Source organism: Streptomyces sp. PA03-1a, assembly GCF_033792805.1.
Classification (GTDB): domain Bacteria; phylum Actinomycetota; class Actinomycetes; order Streptomycetales; family Streptomycetaceae; genus Actinacidiphila.
This window is the reverse complement of record NZ_JARAVO010000012.1, coordinates 22,424-41,168: the sequence shown is the minus strand read 5'-3', so window position 1 is coordinate 41,168 and position 18,745 is coordinate 22,424. Positions and strand designations below refer to the sequence as shown.

At 71.1% G+C, this 18,745-nt stretch carries 10 protein-coding genes, 1 tRNA gene and 1 riboswitch; of the genes, 5 read left to right on the top strand and 6 right to left on the bottom strand.

Going from position 1 to position 18,745, the window contains the following annotated elements; genetic code table 11:
• The first annotated feature begins 85 nt into the window (after positions 1-85).
• Positions 86-179, top strand: a riboswitch (TPP riboswitch).
• The 3 genes from PV341_RS04405 (at position 170) to thiE (ending at position 3,143) form a co-directional block, all read left to right on the top strand.
• Entirely contained in the window at positions 170-1,576 is a 1,407-nt protein-coding gene (locus PV341_RS04405) for a purine-cytosine permease family protein (RefSeq protein WP_500329290.1), read from the top strand. It overlaps the preceding riboswitch by 10 nt.
• Before the next feature lie 71 nt (positions 1,577-1,647).
• On the top strand, positions 1,648-2,457 hold the full coding sequence (gene thiM, locus PV341_RS04400) for a hydroxyethylthiazole kinase (protein WP_500329291.1): 810 nt from the start codon (positions 1,648-1,650) through the stop codon (positions 2,455-2,457).
• A complete protein-coding gene (thiE, locus tag PV341_RS04395) occupies positions 2,454-3,143 on the top strand; it encodes a thiamine phosphate synthase (protein ID WP_500329292.1) in 690 nt (229 codons plus the stop codon). Before thiM ends, thiE begins: the two co-directional genes overlap by 4 nt.
• 35 nt (positions 3,144-3,178) lie before the next feature.
• On the opposite strand, the gene PV341_RS04390 is transcribed toward thiE, so the two are convergent.
• The 3 genes from PV341_RS04390 to PV341_RS04380 form a co-directional block, all read right to left on the bottom strand.
• The gene (locus PV341_RS04390) at positions 3,179-3,577 is read right to left on the bottom strand and encodes a VOC family protein (protein WP_500329293.1); all 399 of its coding nucleotides are present in this window, start codon (positions 3,575-3,577) and stop codon (positions 3,179-3,181) included.
• Positions 3,578-4,242: 665 nt separating this feature from the next.
• Positions 4,243-4,806: a TetR/AcrR family transcriptional regulator gene (locus PV341_RS04385; RefSeq protein ID WP_500329294.1), complete on the bottom strand. Its 564-nt coding sequence runs from the start codon at positions 4,804-4,806 to the stop codon at positions 4,243-4,245.
• Positions 4,803-6,266 (bottom strand): MFS transporter, encoded by a 1,464-nt coding sequence (locus PV341_RS04380; protein WP_500356751.1) that lies wholly within the window; start codon positions 6,264-6,266, stop codon positions 4,803-4,805. The genes PV341_RS04385 and PV341_RS04380 overlap by 4 nt, the downstream gene beginning before the upstream one ends.
• An 843-nt stretch (positions 6,267-7,109) precedes the next feature.
• On the opposite strand from PV341_RS04380, the gene PV341_RS04375 reads away from it, so the two are divergent.
• Complete coding sequence (locus PV341_RS04375) at positions 7,110-11,177, top strand: Kelch repeat-containing protein (RefSeq protein WP_500329315.1); 4,068 nt, start codon at positions 7,110-7,112, stop codon at positions 11,175-11,177.
• 238 nt (positions 11,178-11,415) lie between these two features.
• On the opposite strand, the gene PV341_RS04370 is transcribed toward PV341_RS04375, so the two are convergent.
• From PV341_RS04370 to PV341_RS04360, 3 genes are all read right to left on the bottom strand, one after another.
• Positions 11,416-12,060, bottom strand: a complete 645-nt coding sequence (locus PV341_RS04370) for an aggregation-promoting factor C-terminal-like domain-containing protein (RefSeq protein ID WP_500329296.1) — start codon at positions 12,058-12,060, stop codon at positions 11,416-11,418.
• Between the two features lie 318 nt (positions 12,061-12,378).
• Positions 12,379-12,453, bottom strand: a tRNA-Met gene (locus PV341_RS04365).
• A gap of 403 nt (positions 12,454-12,856) precedes the next feature.
• The gene (locus PV341_RS04360) at positions 12,857-17,062 is read right to left on the bottom strand and encodes a carboxypeptidase regulatory-like domain-containing protein (RefSeq protein ID WP_500356749.1); all 4,206 of its coding nucleotides are present in this window, start codon (positions 17,060-17,062) and stop codon (positions 12,857-12,859) included.
• A gap of 429 nt (positions 17,063-17,491) precedes the next feature.
• On the opposite strand from PV341_RS04360, the gene PV341_RS04355 reads away from it, so the two are divergent.
• The gene (locus PV341_RS04355; RefSeq protein WP_500329298.1) at positions 17,492-18,382 is read left to right on the top strand and encodes a D-alanyl-D-alanine carboxypeptidase family protein; all 891 of its coding nucleotides are present in this window, start codon (positions 17,492-17,494) and stop codon (positions 18,380-18,382) included.
• Positions 18,383-18,745: the final 363 nt, after the last annotated feature.

Below are 18,745 nucleotides of genomic sequence, written 5' to 3'. Positions count from 1 at the left end.
GCCGGGTGAACGCTCGCGAACGGGTCCCTGCGGGAGGGCGCCCCGCAGGCGCATCGGGCGTCGCCGTCGGGTTAGTCTGTCCCCCGTACCGGACACGGGGTGCCCCGCCGAGGGCTGAGATCACACCCGTCGAACCTGAACCAGTTCGTACTGGCGGAGGGATGTCTCCATGCCATTGGCGCATGTTTCCGGCGGTCTGCCCGCCGACAGCCGACAGACCGTCTTCGACGGCCGCATGCCGGCGGCCGCCGGCGACCTGCGGATCGAAGCACACGGCATACGACCGGTCCCCGAGGGCAACCGCTACGGCGGACCGGGGCGGCTGTTCACCGTGTGGTTCGCCCCCAACCTCACCATGACCGGCGTGTTCACCGGCACCATCGGCATCGTCCTCGGCCTGGACTTCGCCACCGCGCTCACCGCCGTGGTGCTCGGCACCGTGATCGGCGCGATACCCACCGCCTACCTGGGCACCTGGGGGAGCCGGACCGGTGCGGGGCAGCTGCCGCTGGCCCGGCTGGCCTTCGGCCGGGCCGTCGCGCTACCCGGCATCCTGCAGTGGCTGTCCTCGGTCGCCTGGGACGCGCTGATCGGGCTCTTCGGCGGGGACGCGCTGGCGCGGCTGTGCGGCCTGCCCTTCTGGCTCGGGGTCCTCATCATGATGCTCGGGCAGGGCGCTCTCGGCGTCCTGGGCTACGAGGCCATCCACCGGCTCCAGATCGTCATGACCTTCGTGCTCGCCGTCGCCTTCGCCCTGATCGCCTGGAAGCTGCTCGACGGCGTCCACCCCGCGGTCACCGGCTCCGCCCACGGCGCCGACCGGGGCGGGGCGTTCGTCCTGACCAGCACCATCGCGCTGAGCCTGTCCCTGTCCTGGGCCCCGTACGCCAGCGACTTCAGCCGCTACCTGCCACGGAGCACCTCGCGCTCGCGCATGTTCTGGTTCACCCTGGCGGGCCTGGTGGTGTCCTTCGTGGCCGTCCAGGTCCTGGGGTTGTGGGGCGCGTCCGTCCTGACCGACCAGACCGCCGCAGGTGTGGCCGATCTGCTGGGCGGTGGGCCGCTGGGGGCGTTCGGGCTGCTCGCCGTGGCCCTGGCCGCCCTGTGCAGCAACGCCATGAACGACTACAGCGGATCCCTGGCCCTGCAGACCGTCGGCGTCCGCGTTCCCCGCCCGGCGGCGGCCGCTTTCGCCGCCGTGCTCGGCTTCCCCCTGGTGCTGTGGATGCACGCTGCCGACACCACCGCCCGCTTCCAGAACGTGCTGCTGTTCGTCGGCTACTGGATCCCCGGATTCGTGGCGATCGTCATCGTCGACTGGCTGGTGCGGGCACGGGAACGGGCGGGCGCGGAGATCGACCTCGCCGCCGAGACCGACCGGCCGCAGCCCGGCCTGCCCGCCGTGGTCGCGTTCGTGGCCGCCTTCGCCGCGGCCGTGCCGTTCATGGACACCACGCTGTACGTCGGCCCGGTGGCGGACGCCCTGCACGGCGCGGACCTGTCGTACTACGTGGCCTTCCTCGTGGCCCTCGCGGTGTACACCCCGCTGCGTCTGCGTCAGCGCTCGCGGCCCTGAACCGCCACGTCCCGAACCGCCGACCATCGCAGGCGCCCGCACACGTCCGTCCCCCCAAGGAGCGACACCGCATGCCCCCGACGTCCGCCGACCACACCGCCTTCGCCGCGGAGGCGCTCACGCGCCTACGGGCCCACTCCCCGCTGGTCCAGTGCCTGACCAACTCGGTGGTGACGGGGTTCACCGCCAACGTCCTGCTGGCGCTGGGCGCCTCGCCCGCCATGGTCGACATCCCGGGGGAGGCCGGACCGTTCGCCCAGGTCGCCTCCGGGGTCCTGGTCAACCTCGGCACCCCGCACGCCGAGCAGCGCTCCGCCATGGTCGAGGCCGCGCATGCGGCCGCCCCGGCCGGCACCCCGTGGGTGCTCGACCCGGTGGCGGTCGGCGCGCTGCCCGTGCGCACCGCGCTGGCGCACCAGCTCCTCGAGCTGCGGCCGACGGTGATACGGGGCAACGCCTCGGAGATCATCGCGCTGGCGGGAGCGGGCGATGGCGGCCGCGGAGTGGATTCCTCCGACGGCGTCGAGGCGGCGGAGGAGACGGCACAGCGCCTGGCCGGCGCGACCGGCGGCGTGGTCGCCGTGTCCGGCCCCGTTGACTTCATCACCGACGGGGTGCGTACGGCCCGCATCGCCAACGGTGACGCGCTGCTCACCCGGGTGACGGGCGGGGGATGCGCGCTGGGTGCCGTGATGGCCGCCTACGCGGCGGTGGACGAGGACCCGTTCGCCTCGACGGTGGCGGCCGTCACCGCCTACACGATCGCCGCCGAACTGGCCGCGAAGAAGGCTTCCGGTCCCGGCAGTTTCGCCGTCGAGTTCCTGGACGCGCTCGCCGCGCTGCGGGAGTCCGACATCGCCGAGCGGGCGGCCGTGTCGTGACGGGGACGCCGGTCGACCTGTCGGTCTACCTGGTCACGGACGCGGCCCAGTGCACGGCCCGGGGCCGCAGCGTGGCCGAGACCGTCGCCCAGGCGGTGGCGGGCGGCGTCACCGCGGTGCAGATCCGCGAGAAGCACGCCGACGGCGGTGCCTTCCTGCGCACGGTCACGGAGGTGGCCGCGGTCCTCCCGGGGCGCGTGGCGTTGATCGTCAACGACCGGGTGGATGTGTTCCTGGCCGCCCGAGCCGGGGGCATACGCGTGTCGGGCGTCCACATCGGGCAGTCGGACCTGCCTCCGGGTGCCGTCCGCGAACTGATCGGACCGCACGCAATCCTGGGCCTCAGCGCCGCCACCCCCGAGGAACTGCGCGCCGCTGCCCAGGATCCGGCAGGCGTCCACCACGTCGGCATCGGCGCGCTGCACGCGACCCGGACCAAGGCGGACGCCCCGCCTTCGCTCGGCCTTGACGGCTTCGCCCGCCTTGCCCGGCTCAGCGCACTGCCCGCCGTGGCCATCGGCGGTGTGAACCCTGCCGACCTCCCGCGACTGCGGGAGGCCGGGGCAGCGGGCGCGGCCGTCGTGTCCGGCATCTGCGCCGCCGAGGACCCCGGTGCCGCGGCTCGCGCGTACGCCCTCGCCTGGGGTCGTGTGCCGACCCGGAGCCGGGAGATGAACCCCGCCTGACGGTGCGTGTTGCGCGGGGCCGTCGATCGCTCGGCTCAGTAGTCCTGCGGTGCCAAGGTGCGCAGGACGTCGAACTCGTTGCCCTCGGGGTCTGCCATGACCACCCAGTTCCGGTCCGGGCCCTGGCCCACGTCCACCGTGACGGCGCCGAGACCGAGCAATCTGGTCACCTCGTCCTTGGTGCTGCCGTCGATCGGGCTGACGTCGAGGTGAAGCCGGTTCTTGACGGTCTTGCCCTCGGGCACGCGGATGAACACCAGGGTGGGCGGCATCTGGCGGGCCCGGACATCCTCGACGGTCGGCACCCATGAGCCGATCTCGACCTTGCCCTCGCTCCGGTCGATCACCTTGAAGTCCAGGACCTCGCACCAGAAGGCCGCGAGCCTGTCCGGATCGTGGCAGTCAACGGTCAACTCGGTGAACCTGCTTGTCATGCTTCTCCCAGATAGTGCGGACGGGGCTCAGCGTAGGTCGCCCGCCCGACGGATCCGAGACCTTTTTGCCCAGGGGCAACAGACGGGCTTGATCCGGAGGGAACTCCTTAGCGTCGGCCGGCGGTCCGCCTTCGGCGTTCCCGCAGACTCACCGCCCAGGCGGCCAGGATCAGGACGAGGCCTGAACCCGCGACGATCCGGACGGCTGGGGTGCCGAACCTCTGCCACGACGCGGAGACGGCACCCGCCGCTCCGGCGACCAGAATCAGCATCGGCAGCCGGCGCCGCCAGGTTGGCAACGTGTCCGTACGCCAGACGGAACAGAGCTCATCCAGGCAGCGGCGAGCACGACGCACCAAGCGAAGCCGCTCATCAGAACTCCATGAACCGCAGGCACCCGATCTCAGTCAGTTCGATCGGCGAGACGATCTTGCTCCCCGCAGGAGGGCCAAGGCAAGGACTCACCGCCGGGAGATCCCGGAGCGGTTCGTACCGGCGGCGGGGTCGGCGAAGTGGAGCGGCCGAAGTTGCGCCGGCCGGGCTCGAGGCTCTCGTACGGCATCTGGTGGTGTACGACGTGGCGCCGGCGGATGAGGGCGAGGTCACGGGACGGGACGGCCTGCCGGACTCCTGGCAGGGCTCGCCCGGCGTCCCACGGACCGCCGTCAGACGTCCAGGCCCCCCAGGGCCGCACGGACCAGGGGTACCAGATCGTCCAGGTCGGCGGCCGCGAGCTCGTCGAGCGTTCCCGCGCCGCGGGCCAGCAGCACCCCGATGAAGGCGGCGGCCGCCACCTCGGCCCGCAGTTGGGGCCGGTCCAGCCCGTCGCGGATGAACCGCTCGCGCAGCGGGTCGACCACACGTAGGTACAACTGGGCGCGGGCGGCGTCCTGCACGGCGTCGTCGTCGTGGGCGTGCACGGCCGCGCGGAACACGGGGCCGGTGCCGCGCTGGTCCCCGCGGTCGAACAGTGCGCGCAGACGCTCGGGTGCGAGCAGGTCCGGTGGGGTCGCGTCGCCCAGTTCGGCGCGCAGCACCGCGGTGTACAGGCCGCTCTTGTTGTTGAAGTACCGGGCGATCAGCGCCGGGTCGACGCCCGCCCGCTCCCCGATGTCGCGGATGGTGGTGCGGTCGAAGCCCCGCTCGCTGAAGAGCTCGCTCGCCGCCTGGAACAGCCTTTCGCGGCTGCGAGTGGAGTCGCGCTTGCGCGAGGGTGTGTCCTCGTTCACCGTGTCGCCTCCTGCCGCGCCGATTCCCCACCGTGCGTCACGGCGTCCGTGCCCGGTGCGGGAGCCGTGATCGCGGCGCGCCGGTGCCGCGGCGGCAGGACGGCGGTGAACAGGATCATGGCGACCCACACCCCGCAGGCCAGGAGCGCGGCCGTCCGGTAGCCGTCACCCGTGGGCAGCGCGTTGCCGGCGGCGGTGTGGGCCTGCAGGATCGTGGCGCTCAGCACGCTTCCGGTGGAGTAGCCGACGTAGCGCAGCACCTGGTTGAAGCTCATCGCACTGCCCGTCTCGTGTGCGGGTACGGAACCCACGATCATGCCGGGCATGACGGCGAACATCCAGCCGACCCCGAAGCCGGCCACCGTCATGATGACGAACAGCTCCCACAGCTGTCCGCGGGCCAGGGCGAAGGCCAGCACGGCGGCCAGGGAGACCGCGCCCCCGAGCGACAGCACCAGTGCGGTGGGAGCCCGCCGGGCCAGCAGCGGCACCACCCGGCCGGCGGCCATGCTGGCGAGGGAGAAGGGCAGCAGCACCAGCCCGGTGACGGCCACCGAGGCGCCGAACCCGTAACCGGCCTCGCGCGGCGTCTGCACGAACCGGGTGACCAGCGACAGCAGCAGGTACATCCCGAGGCCGGCCACCAGCGCGGTCACGTTCGCGGTGAGTACCGTGCGGTCCTTGGTCAGCCGCAGGTCGACCAGCGGCCGGGCCGTCCGCAGCTCGTGCACGACCCACAGTGCGAGCAGCAGGAAGCTGCCCACGATCAGGGCGAGCAGCCGCGCGGAGTCCCACCCCCAGAGCTCGGCCTCGCTCAGGGCGAGCAGCAGTCCCGCGAGTCCGGTGCCGAGCAGCACCGCGCCCGGCACGTCCAGCCGCGGGGCGGCGCGGCGCGGGGACGGCGGCAGGACCACGGCGGCCGCCACCAGGGCGGCGGCGCTGACCGCCGCCCCGAACCAGAATCCGGCGTACAGCCCGTAGGACTGCGCGATCAACCCGGTGACCGGGTACCCCAGACCGACGCCGGCGACGGTGGTGATCGACAGCAGGGCCACCGCGGGGCGGGACCGCTCCGGCGGCAGGGCGTCGCGGGCGGTGGCGATCGCCAGCGGGGTGAGGCCCAGCCCGAGGCCCTGCAGCGCGCGCCCGGTCACCAGACAGCCGATGCCCAGCGGCAGCGCCGCCAGGACACAGCCGGTGAGCACCGCGACCAGGGCCCCGAGGATCACCGGGCGTCGGCGTGGACCGTCCCCCAGCCGTCCCATCACCGGAGTGACGACAGCGCCCACGAGCAGCGTGACGGTCAGCGACCACTGGGCGTCGTTCAGGGAGACGTGCTCCTCGGCGGCGATGGTCGGCACCAGTGGGGCGCCGAGGCTGCTGACCACGGCGACCAGCATGCCGAGCGAGACCAGTACGGGAACCAGCGCTCGCTGCCGCGCGGACCGGGGCTCCGCCATAGCGGGATTCTCCACGGCTCTCCTTGATGTCATCAGGCGATGTCTTCAGCTGAAGTAATCGCCTGATGACATTATTCCCGACACCTCCCCGGCGGGGTTGGGGCGGGCCGCGTCTCTTGCGGTGCAAGACGCCGATGCGTGCTGCAGCCGATCTGCGACAAAGTCGTCCATCAGGAATGCGGTGCGGCCTGAGATTCCCCCGGATCGTCCCATGCAACCTGATGACGGGTCAGTAAAGGGGATTGGTGGAAGCCGCCGTCCGAGATGTGGTGCGCAATTGCGTCGGACGCCGGGAAGGTGGCATTGGGGCGTGCCGCAAGCGGGCTCCGCGGATACGGCGGGTCACGTCAGGACATATCCGGCGGACGAACCTATCGCGCGCCGAGTTGTCAGCGAATGGGCTGCCGACCAGCGCAAATGCCGTCCGGGAACCTTGATCCATTCTCCGGGGTGCTGGCGTCTTTCCGTCGCGTGTCGTATTCACGCCCTCGATACGTGCAGTGACCACTCACGAGTAACAGAAGCCCAGCGTTCACTCAGCGAACACACTACAACACCAATTCCCCTCCAAAACGCCCAACAATCACCGTCGTCGTGCACGTGCAGCATTCGTGCGATGACGTTCGGTCACCACCGCTGCCGATTCTTCCTTGTTGACATGAACAGAGCGGAACTCGCTAATGGGCTCCGGTGAACGCTCGGACGTTCGCCGTCGCCCGGGAGCCGTACACGGCTCTATCCCTGCACGCACGCATGGGAGTCACGTTGCGCAGACCAGCGAGAACCACCAACCCCCTCCGCCGGACGGTGACCAGAGGACTGGCCGTCCTCGGCGCCGCCGCCATGGCGGTGCTGGGAGTACAAGCACCGGCATTAGCCACCGGGGCCGCAGGCGCGAAGTCCGCCGCCTCGGCCACCGACGGCCGCCCCTCCTTCGAACCCACCTGTGACGACGCCAAGCCCGGCCACTTCAGCTGCTTCGCCCTGCGCCGCACCGACGTGAAGCCGGTCAAGGGCCTGCTGCGGGCGGCCGACACCCCGGCCGGCTACGGTGCCGCCGATCTGCAGAGCGCCTACGACCTGCCCGCCGACGGGGGCGCCGGACAGACCGTCGCCATCGTGGACGCCTTCGACGACCCGACCGCCGAAGCGGACCTGGCCGTCTACCGGGCGCAGTTCGGGCTGCCGGCCTGCACCACGGACAACGGATGCTTCCGCAAGGTCGACCAGCGCGGCGGCACCGACTACCCCGTACCGGACCCCGGCTGGGCCGGTGAGATCTCGCTCGACGTCGACATGGTCTCCGCGATCGCGCCCAACGCGCACATCCTGCTGGTCGAGGCCGACGACAACAGCTTCGAGAGCCTGTCCGCCGCCGTCGACCAGGCGGTCGCGCTCGGTGCGAAGTACGTCTCGAACTCCTACGGCACCGACTACCGCGGCGGGAACGGCGAGGACCCGTCCGAGACCACGGACCTGGACGCCCACTACAACCACCCCGGCGTCGCGATCACCGCGTCCACCGGCGACTACGGCTACGGCGTGAGCTACCCGGCCGCCTCGCAGTATGTGACCGCGGTCGGCGGCACCACGCTGACCCGCGCGCCGTCCACCCCCCGCGGATGGACCGAGGACGCCTGGAGCCTGGCCGGTTCCGGCTGCTCGCTGTACGAGCCCAAGCCCGCCTTCCAGCACGACACCGGCTGCGACAACCGCGCACTCGCCGACGTCTCGGCCGTCGCGGAGGACGTGGCGGTCTACCAGACCTACGGCCACAACGGCTGGGCGGTCTACGGCGGCACCAGCGTCTCGTCGCCCATCATCGCCTCGGTGTACGCCGCCGCCGGCACCCCCGTCGCCGGCTCGTACCCGAACGCGTATCCGTACGAGGCCGGTACCGGACTCAACGACATCACCACCGGCAGCAACGGCAGTTGCTCCCCGTCGTACCTGTGCAACGGAGCCACCGGCTTCGACGGCCCGACGGGCCTTGGCACGCCCGCCGGTCTGAACGCGTTCCGCACCGGCGCGCACGGCGTGATCGCCGGAACCGTGACCGACAGCGCCACGGGCAAGGCGGTCAGCGGTGCCACCGTCACGGCGGGCACCGGCATCGCCCACACCGACGCCTCCGGCGCCTACTCCCTGACCGTGCCCACCGGCACCTACGACGTCTCCGTCGAGGCGTTCGGCTACGCCGACGGCTCGGCCGACGGGATCGTGGTCGACGAGGACGCCACGGTCACCAAGAACTTCAGCCTCTCCCCGGTGCCCAGCCAGACGGTCGCCGGCAAGGTCACCGACGGCTCAGGCCACGGCTGGCCGCTCTACGCCAAGATCACCGCGGACGGCGTCCCCGGCATGGTGTGGACCGATCCCGCGACCGGTGCGTACAGCCTGGACCTGCCCCAGGGGCACTCCTACACCCTGCACGTCGCGTCGGCGACGCCCGGCTACGAGACCGTCAGCAAGACGATCACCGTCGGCGACTCGGCGCAGACGGTGGGCATCGCGGTCCCGGTCGACTCCTGGACGGCGAACCCGCCCGGATACCGGGTCGACGTGACCGGCACCACCGAACCGTTCGACGCCACCGACGCCCCGCCCGCCGACTGGACGGTGGACAACGCCAAGGACACCACGGGCGGCTGGCAGTTCGACGACCCGGGCGACCGCGGCAACCACACCGGCGGTGACGGCGCGTTCGCCGTCATCGACAGCGACCACTTCGGCGGCGGCGTCACCCAGGACACCTCGCTGGTCAGCCCGGTCTACGACTTCACCGGCAAGAACGAACCCGAGGTCGCCTTCGACACCGAGTACAAGCAGTACGGCGGCCAGTCCGCGGCCGTCGAGGCGACCGCGGACGGCGGCAAGACCTGGACCAAGATCTGGTCGCCCGGCTCGGACGTCACCGGGGACCACATCGAGGCCTCGCTGTCCGACTTCGCCGGCAAGTCCGAGGTGCAGCTGCGCTTCCACTTCACCGGGAGCTTCGGCTGGTGGTGGGCCGTCGACAACGTTTTCATCGGCAACAGGCAGCTCACCCCCGTCCCCGCCGGCCTGGTCGTGGGCACCGTGACCGACGCCAACACCGGTAGCGGCATCGTCGGTGCCACCGTCACCAGCCAGGACAAGCCCACCGAGAAGACCACCACCGGGGCCACCCCCGACGACCCGAACCTGCCCGACGGCTACTACTCGTTCGTCTCGACCGCCTTCGGCAGCCACCCCTACACCGCGGCCAAGGCGAAGTACACCTCGCTTTCCAAGACCGCCAAGGCGGGGGCCGACAGCGCCGTCCAGGCGAACTTCAAGCTCAAGGCCGGTCAGGTCGCGATCACCCCGGCCTCCGTCTCCGCCTCCGTCGCCTGGGGCGGGGCCAAGACGCAGAAGCTGACCGTCAGGAACACCGGCGGCGCCGCCGCCACGGTCAAGCTCGGCGAACAGGCCGGCGGCTTCACCCAGCAGGCCAAGGGCGCCGCGCTGCAGACCGTCAAGGGCAACTTCAACCCGCTGTCCAGCAACGCCCGGGCGCCGGCCGGCACGGCCAAGCCCGCCGCGGCGGTCCCTGCCGACGACACCTGGCAGACGGCCCCGGACCTTCCGGCCGCCCTCATGGACAACGCCGTCGACACCCTGGACGGCAAGATCTACTCGGCCTTCGGGTACAACGGATCGACCGACGTGAAGGACCTGTACGTCCTCGACCCGGTGGCCGGCGCCTGGACCAAGCTGGCGAGCGCGTCCGACACCCGTGAGGACCCCGCGCACGGGTTCATCGACGGCAAGCTCTACGCCGTCGGCGGCTGGGGCCCGTCGGGCACCCCGGACGCCAAGCTGGAGATCTACGACCCGGCGTCCGACAGCTGGACCACCGGGGCTTCCGCGCCCAAGCCGTACGCCGGATCCGGCACCGCCGTTCTGGACGGCAAGCTCTACATGATCGGCGGCTGCGGCGCCGACTTCTGCGGCACGACCGACGCCAGCGTCTACGACGCGGGCACCGACAGCTGGTCCCAGATCGCGGCCTACCCCGAGCCCATCTCGTGGGAGGCGTGCGGCGCCATCGACGGCCAGATCTACTGCGCCGGTGGTCTGGGCGCCAGTGAGAACGACGTCATCCACACCTACGCCTACGACCCGGGCGCCGACAGCTGGTCGCAGCTCGCGGACGTCCCGGCCCCGCAGTGGGGCACCCACTACTCCGCGGCCAACGGGCGCCTGCTGCTGGTCGGCGGAATCGGCAACAACGCCCTCACCAACCGGAGCCAGGCCTTCGACCCGAGGTCCGGCACCTGGGCCGCCCTGCCCAACGCCAACGTCGCCACCTACCGCGGCGGCGGCGCACCCGGCTTCTTCAAGGTGGGCGGCGGCAACGCCCCCGGCAGGCCGATCAGCAAGGTCGAGCTGCTGCCCGGCTACGACCAGGGCGGGGCGAGCGACGTCGACTGGCTGAGCACCAGCGTCCAGGAGCTCACCCTGCAGCCCGGGGCCAGCACGACCGTCACCGTCTCGCTGGACGCCACGGCTCCGTCCGTGACCCAGCCCGGTGACCTCACGGCGGGCCTGAGCGTGGGCACCGACACGCCGTACGCGGTGCCGCGCATCCCGGTCAGCCTGCACGTCGACCCGCCCAAGACCTGGGGGAAGATCACCGGTCTCGTCCTGGGCAACAAGGCCACCGGCGGCACCGCACCCCTGGCGGGCGCGACCGTGCAGATCGACAGCTGGGCCTCGTCCTACACGCTCACCACGTCGGCCGACGGCACGTACGGACTGTGGCTCGACGTCCGCAACAACCCGCTCACGGTCATCGTCGCCAAGGACGGCTACCAGCCGACCGTCACGACGGTGAAGCTGAAGAAGGGAGCGACGGTCACCGCCAACTTCACCCTCAAGCGCAAGTAACCGGGCAAGCGCCGGGAACGGCGCCGACGGCCCGCGCGACGGGCCGTCGGCGCACCCCGGACGTGAACTCCGGGCCCGCTGCGGGAGATGAAGGTTCCGCGGCCACGGCGCACCCCCGTCCGGGGGTGCGCCGTGGCCGTGCGGTGGGTCTGCCGATGGTGTCGGTCAGGGCGGCAGAGGGGACCGTGGCGTTCCTGAGCAGCGTGCCGGCTCGCCGCGATGGGGGAGCAACGGCTGGTCAGTACCAGTGGTTGGTCTGCCAGAACGACCATGCGCCGCAGGGGCTGCCGTAGGCGGCGTTCATGTAGTTCAGGCCCCACCTGATCTGGGTGCGCGGGTTGGTACGCCAGTCGGCGCCCGCGGTGGACATCTTGGTGCCCGGCAGGGCCTGGACGAGCCCGTACGCGCCGGAAGAGGCGTTGGTCGCGGTGTAGTTCCAGCCGCTCTCACGGGTGACGATCTGCGAGAAGCACTGGAACTGGGAGGAGTCGCCGATGATCTCGCGCGCCATCGCCTGGATCTCGGCGGTGGAGTAGGAAGCCGTGACCACCTGGGCGGCGGCCTTCTTCTTCTCCTCGGCCTTCCTCTTGGCCTCCTTGCGGGCGGTGGCGTCCTGGGCGGCCTGCCGGCGGGCCGATTCCTCAGCGGTCCTGCGCGTGGTGACGTCAGCGGCGTCCGTCTGCGCCTGCACCTGATGCGTGAGCGAGGCCTGCTGAACGTGCTGGCCGGCGGTTATGTCCGCGAGGACGGTCGTCGTGTCGGCGGCGGCGACGGGCTGCAGGCCCGTCTGCTCGCCTTCGGAGGCGACACCGACGACGGCGCCCACGGTGGTGACCGCAGTGGCCGAAGCCACCGCGAGTCCCCGGACCGAGATCCGGCTCACACGGTTTCCTTCCGCATCGCCCGCTTCGTCACCTCACGGACGTGAACATGCCCCCTCGCACCGGCTCCATCGTCGTGCACCAGTGAGCGCGGGCGGCCCACGGCACACCTTTCAATTCCGAGGTTCCGTACACCTGGTGGTGGCGGGTGAGCCATGGGCAGGGCCTGACAAGATCGACAGCCTGCCCCATCCGGACACGGAAGCGCAACGGTCGGAAGTTTTCCGAGTCACATGGGTTGGTCGCTCCACCGACCGCCGGGCACCGCGGTGCACACGGGTCCGGCCCCTGCCACATGATGTGGCAGGGGCCGGATGTCGTAGCGGGGGCGGGATTTGAACCACGCGACCTCTGGGTTATGAGCCCAGCGAGCTACCGAGCTGCTCCACCCCGCGTCGGTGAGTCCACCATACGTCATCCGGGCGGGTCGGGCTGACATTTGGCGTCGCGAGCCCAGGAGGCGTCCGTACGGCTCGCATGGGCGGCGGCCGCGCCGACGACCGGGGGTGGGATGGTCGCGGCGCGGCCGTACTCCGTCGGCTGCCCTGTACGGCCGCAGCCATGCACCCGCCGCCCGACGCACCGGTGGCCGGGCGCCGTGCTCGGGGATACGGCGCCCGGCCTGTCGACGGGAGGAACCCGTCGCGGCTACGGCGAGCGTCCCGCCACGGCCCTCGGGTCGATGGCGCGGCGCGCCCAAGGGACCGGACGGATCGTCCGGGTGGACCATGGCGGCGGCCGTGCGCAGCCCACTTCGGACCGCGCACGGCCGCCGCCGTCCCGGGGAGGCCGTGGCCGCTATACCCGTTTCAACGTGACGTCGTGGGTGACGGTGGCTCCCCTCTTGAGCCGCACGGTGGCCACGGCCGGCCGGTAGCCGTCCTTGGCGACGATGACGGTCAGCGGGTTGTCACGGCTGTCGAGCCACAGCCCGAAGGTGCCGTCCGCGCGCGTCGTCAGCGTGTAGGAGCCGGCCCAGCCGTCGATCTGCACGGTCGCGCCCGCCAGGGGAGCCGTGCCTCCTGCCGGGGTCGCCCCGAGGATCGTTCCGCTGATGGCGCCCCATGTCCTGGGCGGGTCAACGTGCAGGGACACGGGGATGTCGGGCAGTGCGTAGGGGGTGTCGGTGAACAGGGCCAGCCGGGCGCCGTAGGCGCCGGGCTGAGCGACCTCCAGTTTCGCGGTGTCGAAGGTGAGCGTGAGCACCGTCTTCTGGCCGGGGGACAGGGTGATCTTCTTGGCGGACTCGCCGAGCCAGGTGACCTCCGACAGTCCCGCCTGGTCGTAGCCGGGCAGGAGCTCGACGGTGGTGGTGGGGGAGAGCTCGTACGCGTCGACGGTGCCGCCGACCTTGTAGAAGCCCGTCGCGCCGCCGCTTCTGAACGTGCTGGTGTTGGCGTTGGGCAGGGTGCTCCACGTGCGGGTCGCGGGGTCGAGGGCGAAGCCCTGGTTCGTCAGCTGACTGTCGTCGGTCACTCCGCTGGAGATCAGCAGCAGTCCGTTGGCCGCGGTGTACGCAGCCCCCCACAGCGGGATCGGCATGTCGGGCAGGGCCGACCACTTGTCGGTGGCGGGGTTGTAGACGTACGCGGAGGAGACGGCGACGGCGCCTCCGCTCTCGCCGCCGGCGCAGTAGATCCTGGTTCCGATGGCGGCGCAGGACTGCCAGGCGATGGGCTCCGGATACGGGGCGATCTCGGACCAGCGGTTGTCCCGGGGATCGTAGACGGAGGCGTCGGTCGTGCCGCAGCTCGTGGCCGCGCAACCGCCGATCGTGTACAGCTTTCCGTCCAGGACGGCGCTGCCCGATCCGGCGTAGGCCTTGGGCGCCTTCGCGCCGCTGGTCCAGGTGTTGCGGACCGGGTCGTAGACGTCCAGGCCCGGGTCGATGCCGCCGGTGCTGCTGCCCCAGCCCCCGGCGGCGTAGAACTTGCCGTCGATGAAGCCGTGCGCGGGAGCGCGGCGCGGGTGCGGGGACGAGGTGAGCTGGGTCCAGGTTCCCGTGTCCGGGGTGAGGCGGTACAGGTCGCCGGTGTCGTCCTCCCCGTCGTACCCGTAGGCCGAGTAGACCTTGCCGTCGTAGGTGTCGACGACGTTGTCCATGATGGCCGTGGGCAGGTCGGCGACGGGCTTCCAGGCGTCACCCGAGGGTCCGGCCGTGGTGGAGGCAGCCGCGCGCCCGGCGGTCCGCGTGGTGCGGCCGTCGATCTGCGCGGAGCGCCCGTCGGCGCGGGAGGACGGGAGTAGACGCTGGGTGACGCGGTGGAGAGGTGCGCCCTCGTCGGTGCTGCCGGAGCCCGCCCGTTCCGCCAGCGTCAAGGTGGCCTGCGCGCCTCCGGTGTTGGTGACGGTCAGTTTGTGCGTCGCGCTCTTGCCCAGGATCGCGCTGGCCTCGATCGGGTCGGTCGCCAGGGACAGTTGACCCGCCGCGAGTTTCCATGACGAGGTGACGACGGTGTCGGCGCGTGCCGCGACCGTCTTGGTCCGCTCGGTGTAGCGCGGCGTCGATGCCGTGAGGGCGTGCTTGCCCGGCGGCGCGGTCAGCGTGAAGAAGCCGTCGCCGAGGTTCGGGTCGTCGGGTGTCGCCGCCGTGGTCGCGCTCAGGCCGGTCTCGTCGCGGTCGGTGACGGTGGCGGATGCCAGCCCCGTTCCCGTGTTGGCGTCGGTGACGGTTCCGGTGATCAGGCCGGCCGGGGTGGGGGTGAGTTCCCGGCCGCCGATGAAGACGTTGTCAACGGCCCACCACAGGGCGTAGGAGGCGGAGTAGTGGAACCGCAGCCGGACCGAGGGCTCGCCCGCGTACGCGGCCAGGGGCACCTCGAGGTGTGCCGGGCCGGCCGCGTCGTTGGTGAGGGACCGGATGTTCCTCCAGGTGTGACCGTCGTCGGTGCTCGCGTCGAGGTCGGCGGTCTGACCGAAGAAGGGCATCAGGTCGGTGTCGAAGGCCAGCTCGGGGACCGCGACGTCGGTGAAGTCGAACCGCGGACTGACCAGGCTGGAGTCCTGGCTGGCCGGGTAGCCGTAGTGGTCGCTGTCGACCACCGCGAAACCACCGTCGCCACCGGTGGTGTTGGAACGCGAACCCGGGTCGTCGAACGCCCAGCCGCCCTGCGTTCCCTCGGCGTTGACCACCGACCAGCCCCCGGGCGCGGAGTCCGTCGAGGCGAACTCCTGCGTCGGGCCGGTCAGCTTCGGCGCGTAGGCGGGGGCGCCGGCCGACCAGACGCCGGCGGGTACCGGGATGTCGAGCCGCTGCGCCGCCGTGCCTGCCGCGAGGTGCCGGGTGACTTCCTCGTAGCCGGGGAGGGAGGCCGTGATCCGCAGGGTGTGCGCGCGGTTCTGGGGGAGCCTGACGCTGTACGCGCCGGTCGCGGGGTCGGTCCACACCGGGCCGGCGGGCGAGCCGTCCACGGCGATCTTGGCGTAGAGCGGCCAGCCGTGGCCGGAACCGTCGGTGACCTTCCCGGTGACCGTGCGGCTGGGCACCGTGTGGAGTGCGTAGTCCCTCGTCAGAGCGGCGCCGTCGGGGATCGCGACGTCCGGCGTGGACACGGTCGCATAGCCGAAGGCCTCGACGCCGATGTCGTAGGTTCCGGCAGGCAGGGACAGCGTGTAGGCCCCCGAGGCGTCGGAGTGCACCACGACGTCACCGCCCGATATCGCGGCCCCGGCCACAGGCTTGCCGGTCCCGGAGTCGGTGACCGTCCCGGAGACCTCCCCGCGCGGCCCGCCGCGGAACGCGCCGAGACCCCGGGGCGTACCCAGCCCGGTCGGTCCGTCGTATCCCGGCCCCGCGGTGCACAGGTAGGCGGGGTCGCACTCGCCGTTGGCCCCGCTGGTCACGTCGTTGAGGCCGCCGGTGGCGGCGTAGGGGTAGGAGTTGGGGTAGCTGTCGGCCGCCGGCGTTCCGGCCGCCGCGTAGACCCCGGCGATGATCGGCGTGGCCGCGCTGGTCCCTCCGTAGACCTGCCAGCCGGTCTGCCCGTAGGTCTGGTAGACCGCCACCCCGGTGGCGGGGTCGGCGACGGCCGAGACGTCCGCGACGGTACGCCGCGGGCAGCCGGTGTCCTTCTGGAAGGCCGGTTTCGCCTGGTAGGCGGAGCAGCCCGAGCCGGTGCCGTCGTTCCCGTTGCTCCAGACCGACTCCGACCATCCGCGCGGAGCGCTCGGGTCCCGTGCGAGGGAGGTGCCGCCGACCGAGGTGACGTACGGGGAGGCGGCGGGGTAGGGGACACCGTAGTTCAGGTCCCCCGACGCGACGACCATGGCGACACCGGGGTGGTCGTAGTGCGTGTCGGTGGTCTCGGCGGGGTCCTCACCGCCCCCGGGGTAACTGTCGTAGTAGGAACCGTAGGAGTTGGAGACGAACTTGGCGCCGAGAGCGACGGCCTGGTCGACGGCCGCCCCGAGGTTCCCGCGGTCGGCGCTGTCGGCCTCGACCAGCAGGATGTGCGCGTTCGGCGCCACGGCCGAGACCATGTCCAGGTCCAGCGAGATCTCCCCGGCCCACTCGGGGTCGGGCTGCGGGTAGTCGGTGCCGCCGCGCTGGTCGACCTTGCGGAAGCAGCCGTTGCCGGTGGTGCAGGCCGGCAGTCCGTACTGCTGCCGGTACACCGCCAAGTCCTGCTCGGCGGTGGGGTCGTCGTACGCGGCGACCACGGCGACGGTCTGGCCGGCGCCGCCGTTGGCCGGGAGGTCGTAGGCGCTTCGCAGATCGCCGGGGCCGTACCCGGCCGGTTCCGACGACCGCCTGTCGGTCGCGAGGTCCGTGCGGCGCAGGGCGAAGCACGCGAACTCGTTCTTCTCGGGTGTGGAGCAGGAGGGCTCCATGGACAGCCCGTTGCCCCTGCCGGTGTCCGCGCCCTCGTGTGTCGTACCGGCCGGCGTCTGTGCGGTGGCCGATGCCTGCGTCCCCAGCAGGGTGAGCAGTGACAGGCTCAGTACCGTCAGGCCCGCGGTGAGTCTGTGCCGTCCGATGCGCGTGAGCTTTCTCGATATGTGCAAGTAAGTGATCCCATCTGGACGGTGATGCGCGATCAGCTGCCGGCGATGGCGAATGAATCCATTCACTGCGGGGCCATTAGACATCGTTTCTGCTGGCTGGGTGGCTGGTTGAGCCGATCTTGGCGGAGCGGCCCCAGGGCGGTGCGCGGCGTCGGGCGGGCGACCGGGAGACGCCGGCGGCCGTCGTGCATGCGCACGCCGGTCCCGCCGTGGTCCTGGATGGCGGAGGGTGCGCGCCGGGGCCGGCATCGTGCCGCACCGGCCCGAAATCCACCGCACAGGGGTGATTGGACGCTTATGCCCGAATGAATCGCGTGAGAAGTCGGAAAATTCTCGACGGGATGTGCATCCCTTTGCGCCCCTCGGGAGTCCTATCGGCTGGCGGCTTCGTCATGCCGTCAACCCATAGGAACATTTGGGGTATACACTTTGAAAAACGGCATAAAGATCACATCCCGCGTGTCTGCGGTGACGATCACTGCGGGAGCAGTGTTGTCCGCCGCAGCACTCACCGTCCCGGCGCAGGCCGCGACGCTCACGGTGCCCACGATCACCGCCAAGGGCGGCTTCGTGATGAACAACGCGACGGGTAAGGCCCTCTACTCGAAGGCCGCCGACACCCGCCGTTCCACCGGCTCCACCACCAAGATCATGACCGCTCGCGTCGTGCTCGCCCAGCCGAATCTGAACCTTGACGCCAAGGTCACGATTCAGAAGGCGTACAGCGACTACATCGTCTCCAAGGGCGCCTCCTCGGCGCACCTGATCGTCGGTGACAAGGTGACGGTGCGTCAGCTGCTGTACGGGCTGATGCTCCCATCCGGCTGCGATGCGGCCTACGCTCTCGCCGACAAGTTCGGCAGCGGCTCCACGCGGGCCGCACGGGTCAAGTCGTTCATCGGCAAGATGAACTCGACGGCCAAGAGCCTGGGTCTGAAGAACACCCACTTCGACTCGTTCGACGGCATCGGGAACGGGGGGAACTACTCGACTCCTCGCGACCTGACCAAGCTCGCCAGCAGCGCGATGAAGTACTCCACCTTCCGCACCGTCGTGAAGACGAAGGCGACCAAGCAGAAGGTGACCACGAAGAGCGGTGGCTACCGCTACATGTCGTGGACCAACACCAACACGCTGTTGAAGAGCTACTCCGGGACCATCGGTGTCAAGACCGGTTCCGGCGCGGTTGCGAAGTACTGCCTGGTCTTCGCCGCGACCCGGAACGGCAAGACGGTCATCGGTACCGTTCTCGCCTCCTCCTCGGCGACCAGCCGTGCCTCGGACGCGACGAAGCTGATGAACTACGGGTTCAAGAAGTAGGCAAGCCCACCATGGCGAAGGGTGTGCCCACGACCGCACGGTCGTGGGCACACCCTTCGTCGTTCGCCGGCGGACCCGCCCGGCCGGCATCCGGCGCGGCGACCGGATGTCGGTCCCGTCCCCGCCGTACGGCCGAGTCGCCCGCGGGCGGGTGAAACGTCAATGGCTAAATAATTGACGCGATTTTGCCCGGTAAACGCCCGGGCCGGGGCCGCGGACGGAAACCGGGAAAGACGGGGATGTCGGCGAATACCCCGGTACGTCGAGCCATGGGGACCAGTCAGGCGCAAGCAGGGCACACGGGCTCCGCGGTGGCATAAGGGTGGCGGACCGGGAATCGGGCGATGCGTGCGTCAACCACCC

What these genes read in the sequence shown, in the direction of transcription:
- PV341_RS04390 (WP_500329293.1), bottom strand. Translation starts at nt 3,577, where the DNA reads ATGACAAGCAGGTTCACCGAGTTGACCGTTGACTGCCACGATCCGGAC.
- PV341_RS04405 (WP_500329290.1), top strand. Translation starts at nt 170, where the DNA reads ATGCCATTGGCGCATGTTTCCGGCGGTCTGCCCGCCGACAGCCGACAG.
- PV341_RS04380 (WP_500356751.1), bottom strand. Translation starts at nt 6,266, where the DNA reads ATGGCGGAGCCCCGGTCCGCGCGGCAGCGAGCGCTGGTTCCCGTACTG.
- thiM (WP_500329291.1), top strand. Translation starts at nt 1,648, where the DNA reads ATGCCCCCGACGTCCGCCGACCACACCGCCTTCGCCGCGGAGGCGCTC.
- PV341_RS04375 (WP_500329315.1), top strand. Translation starts at nt 7,110, where the DNA reads ATGGCGGTGCTGGGAGTACAAGCACCGGCATTAGCCACCGGGGCCGCA.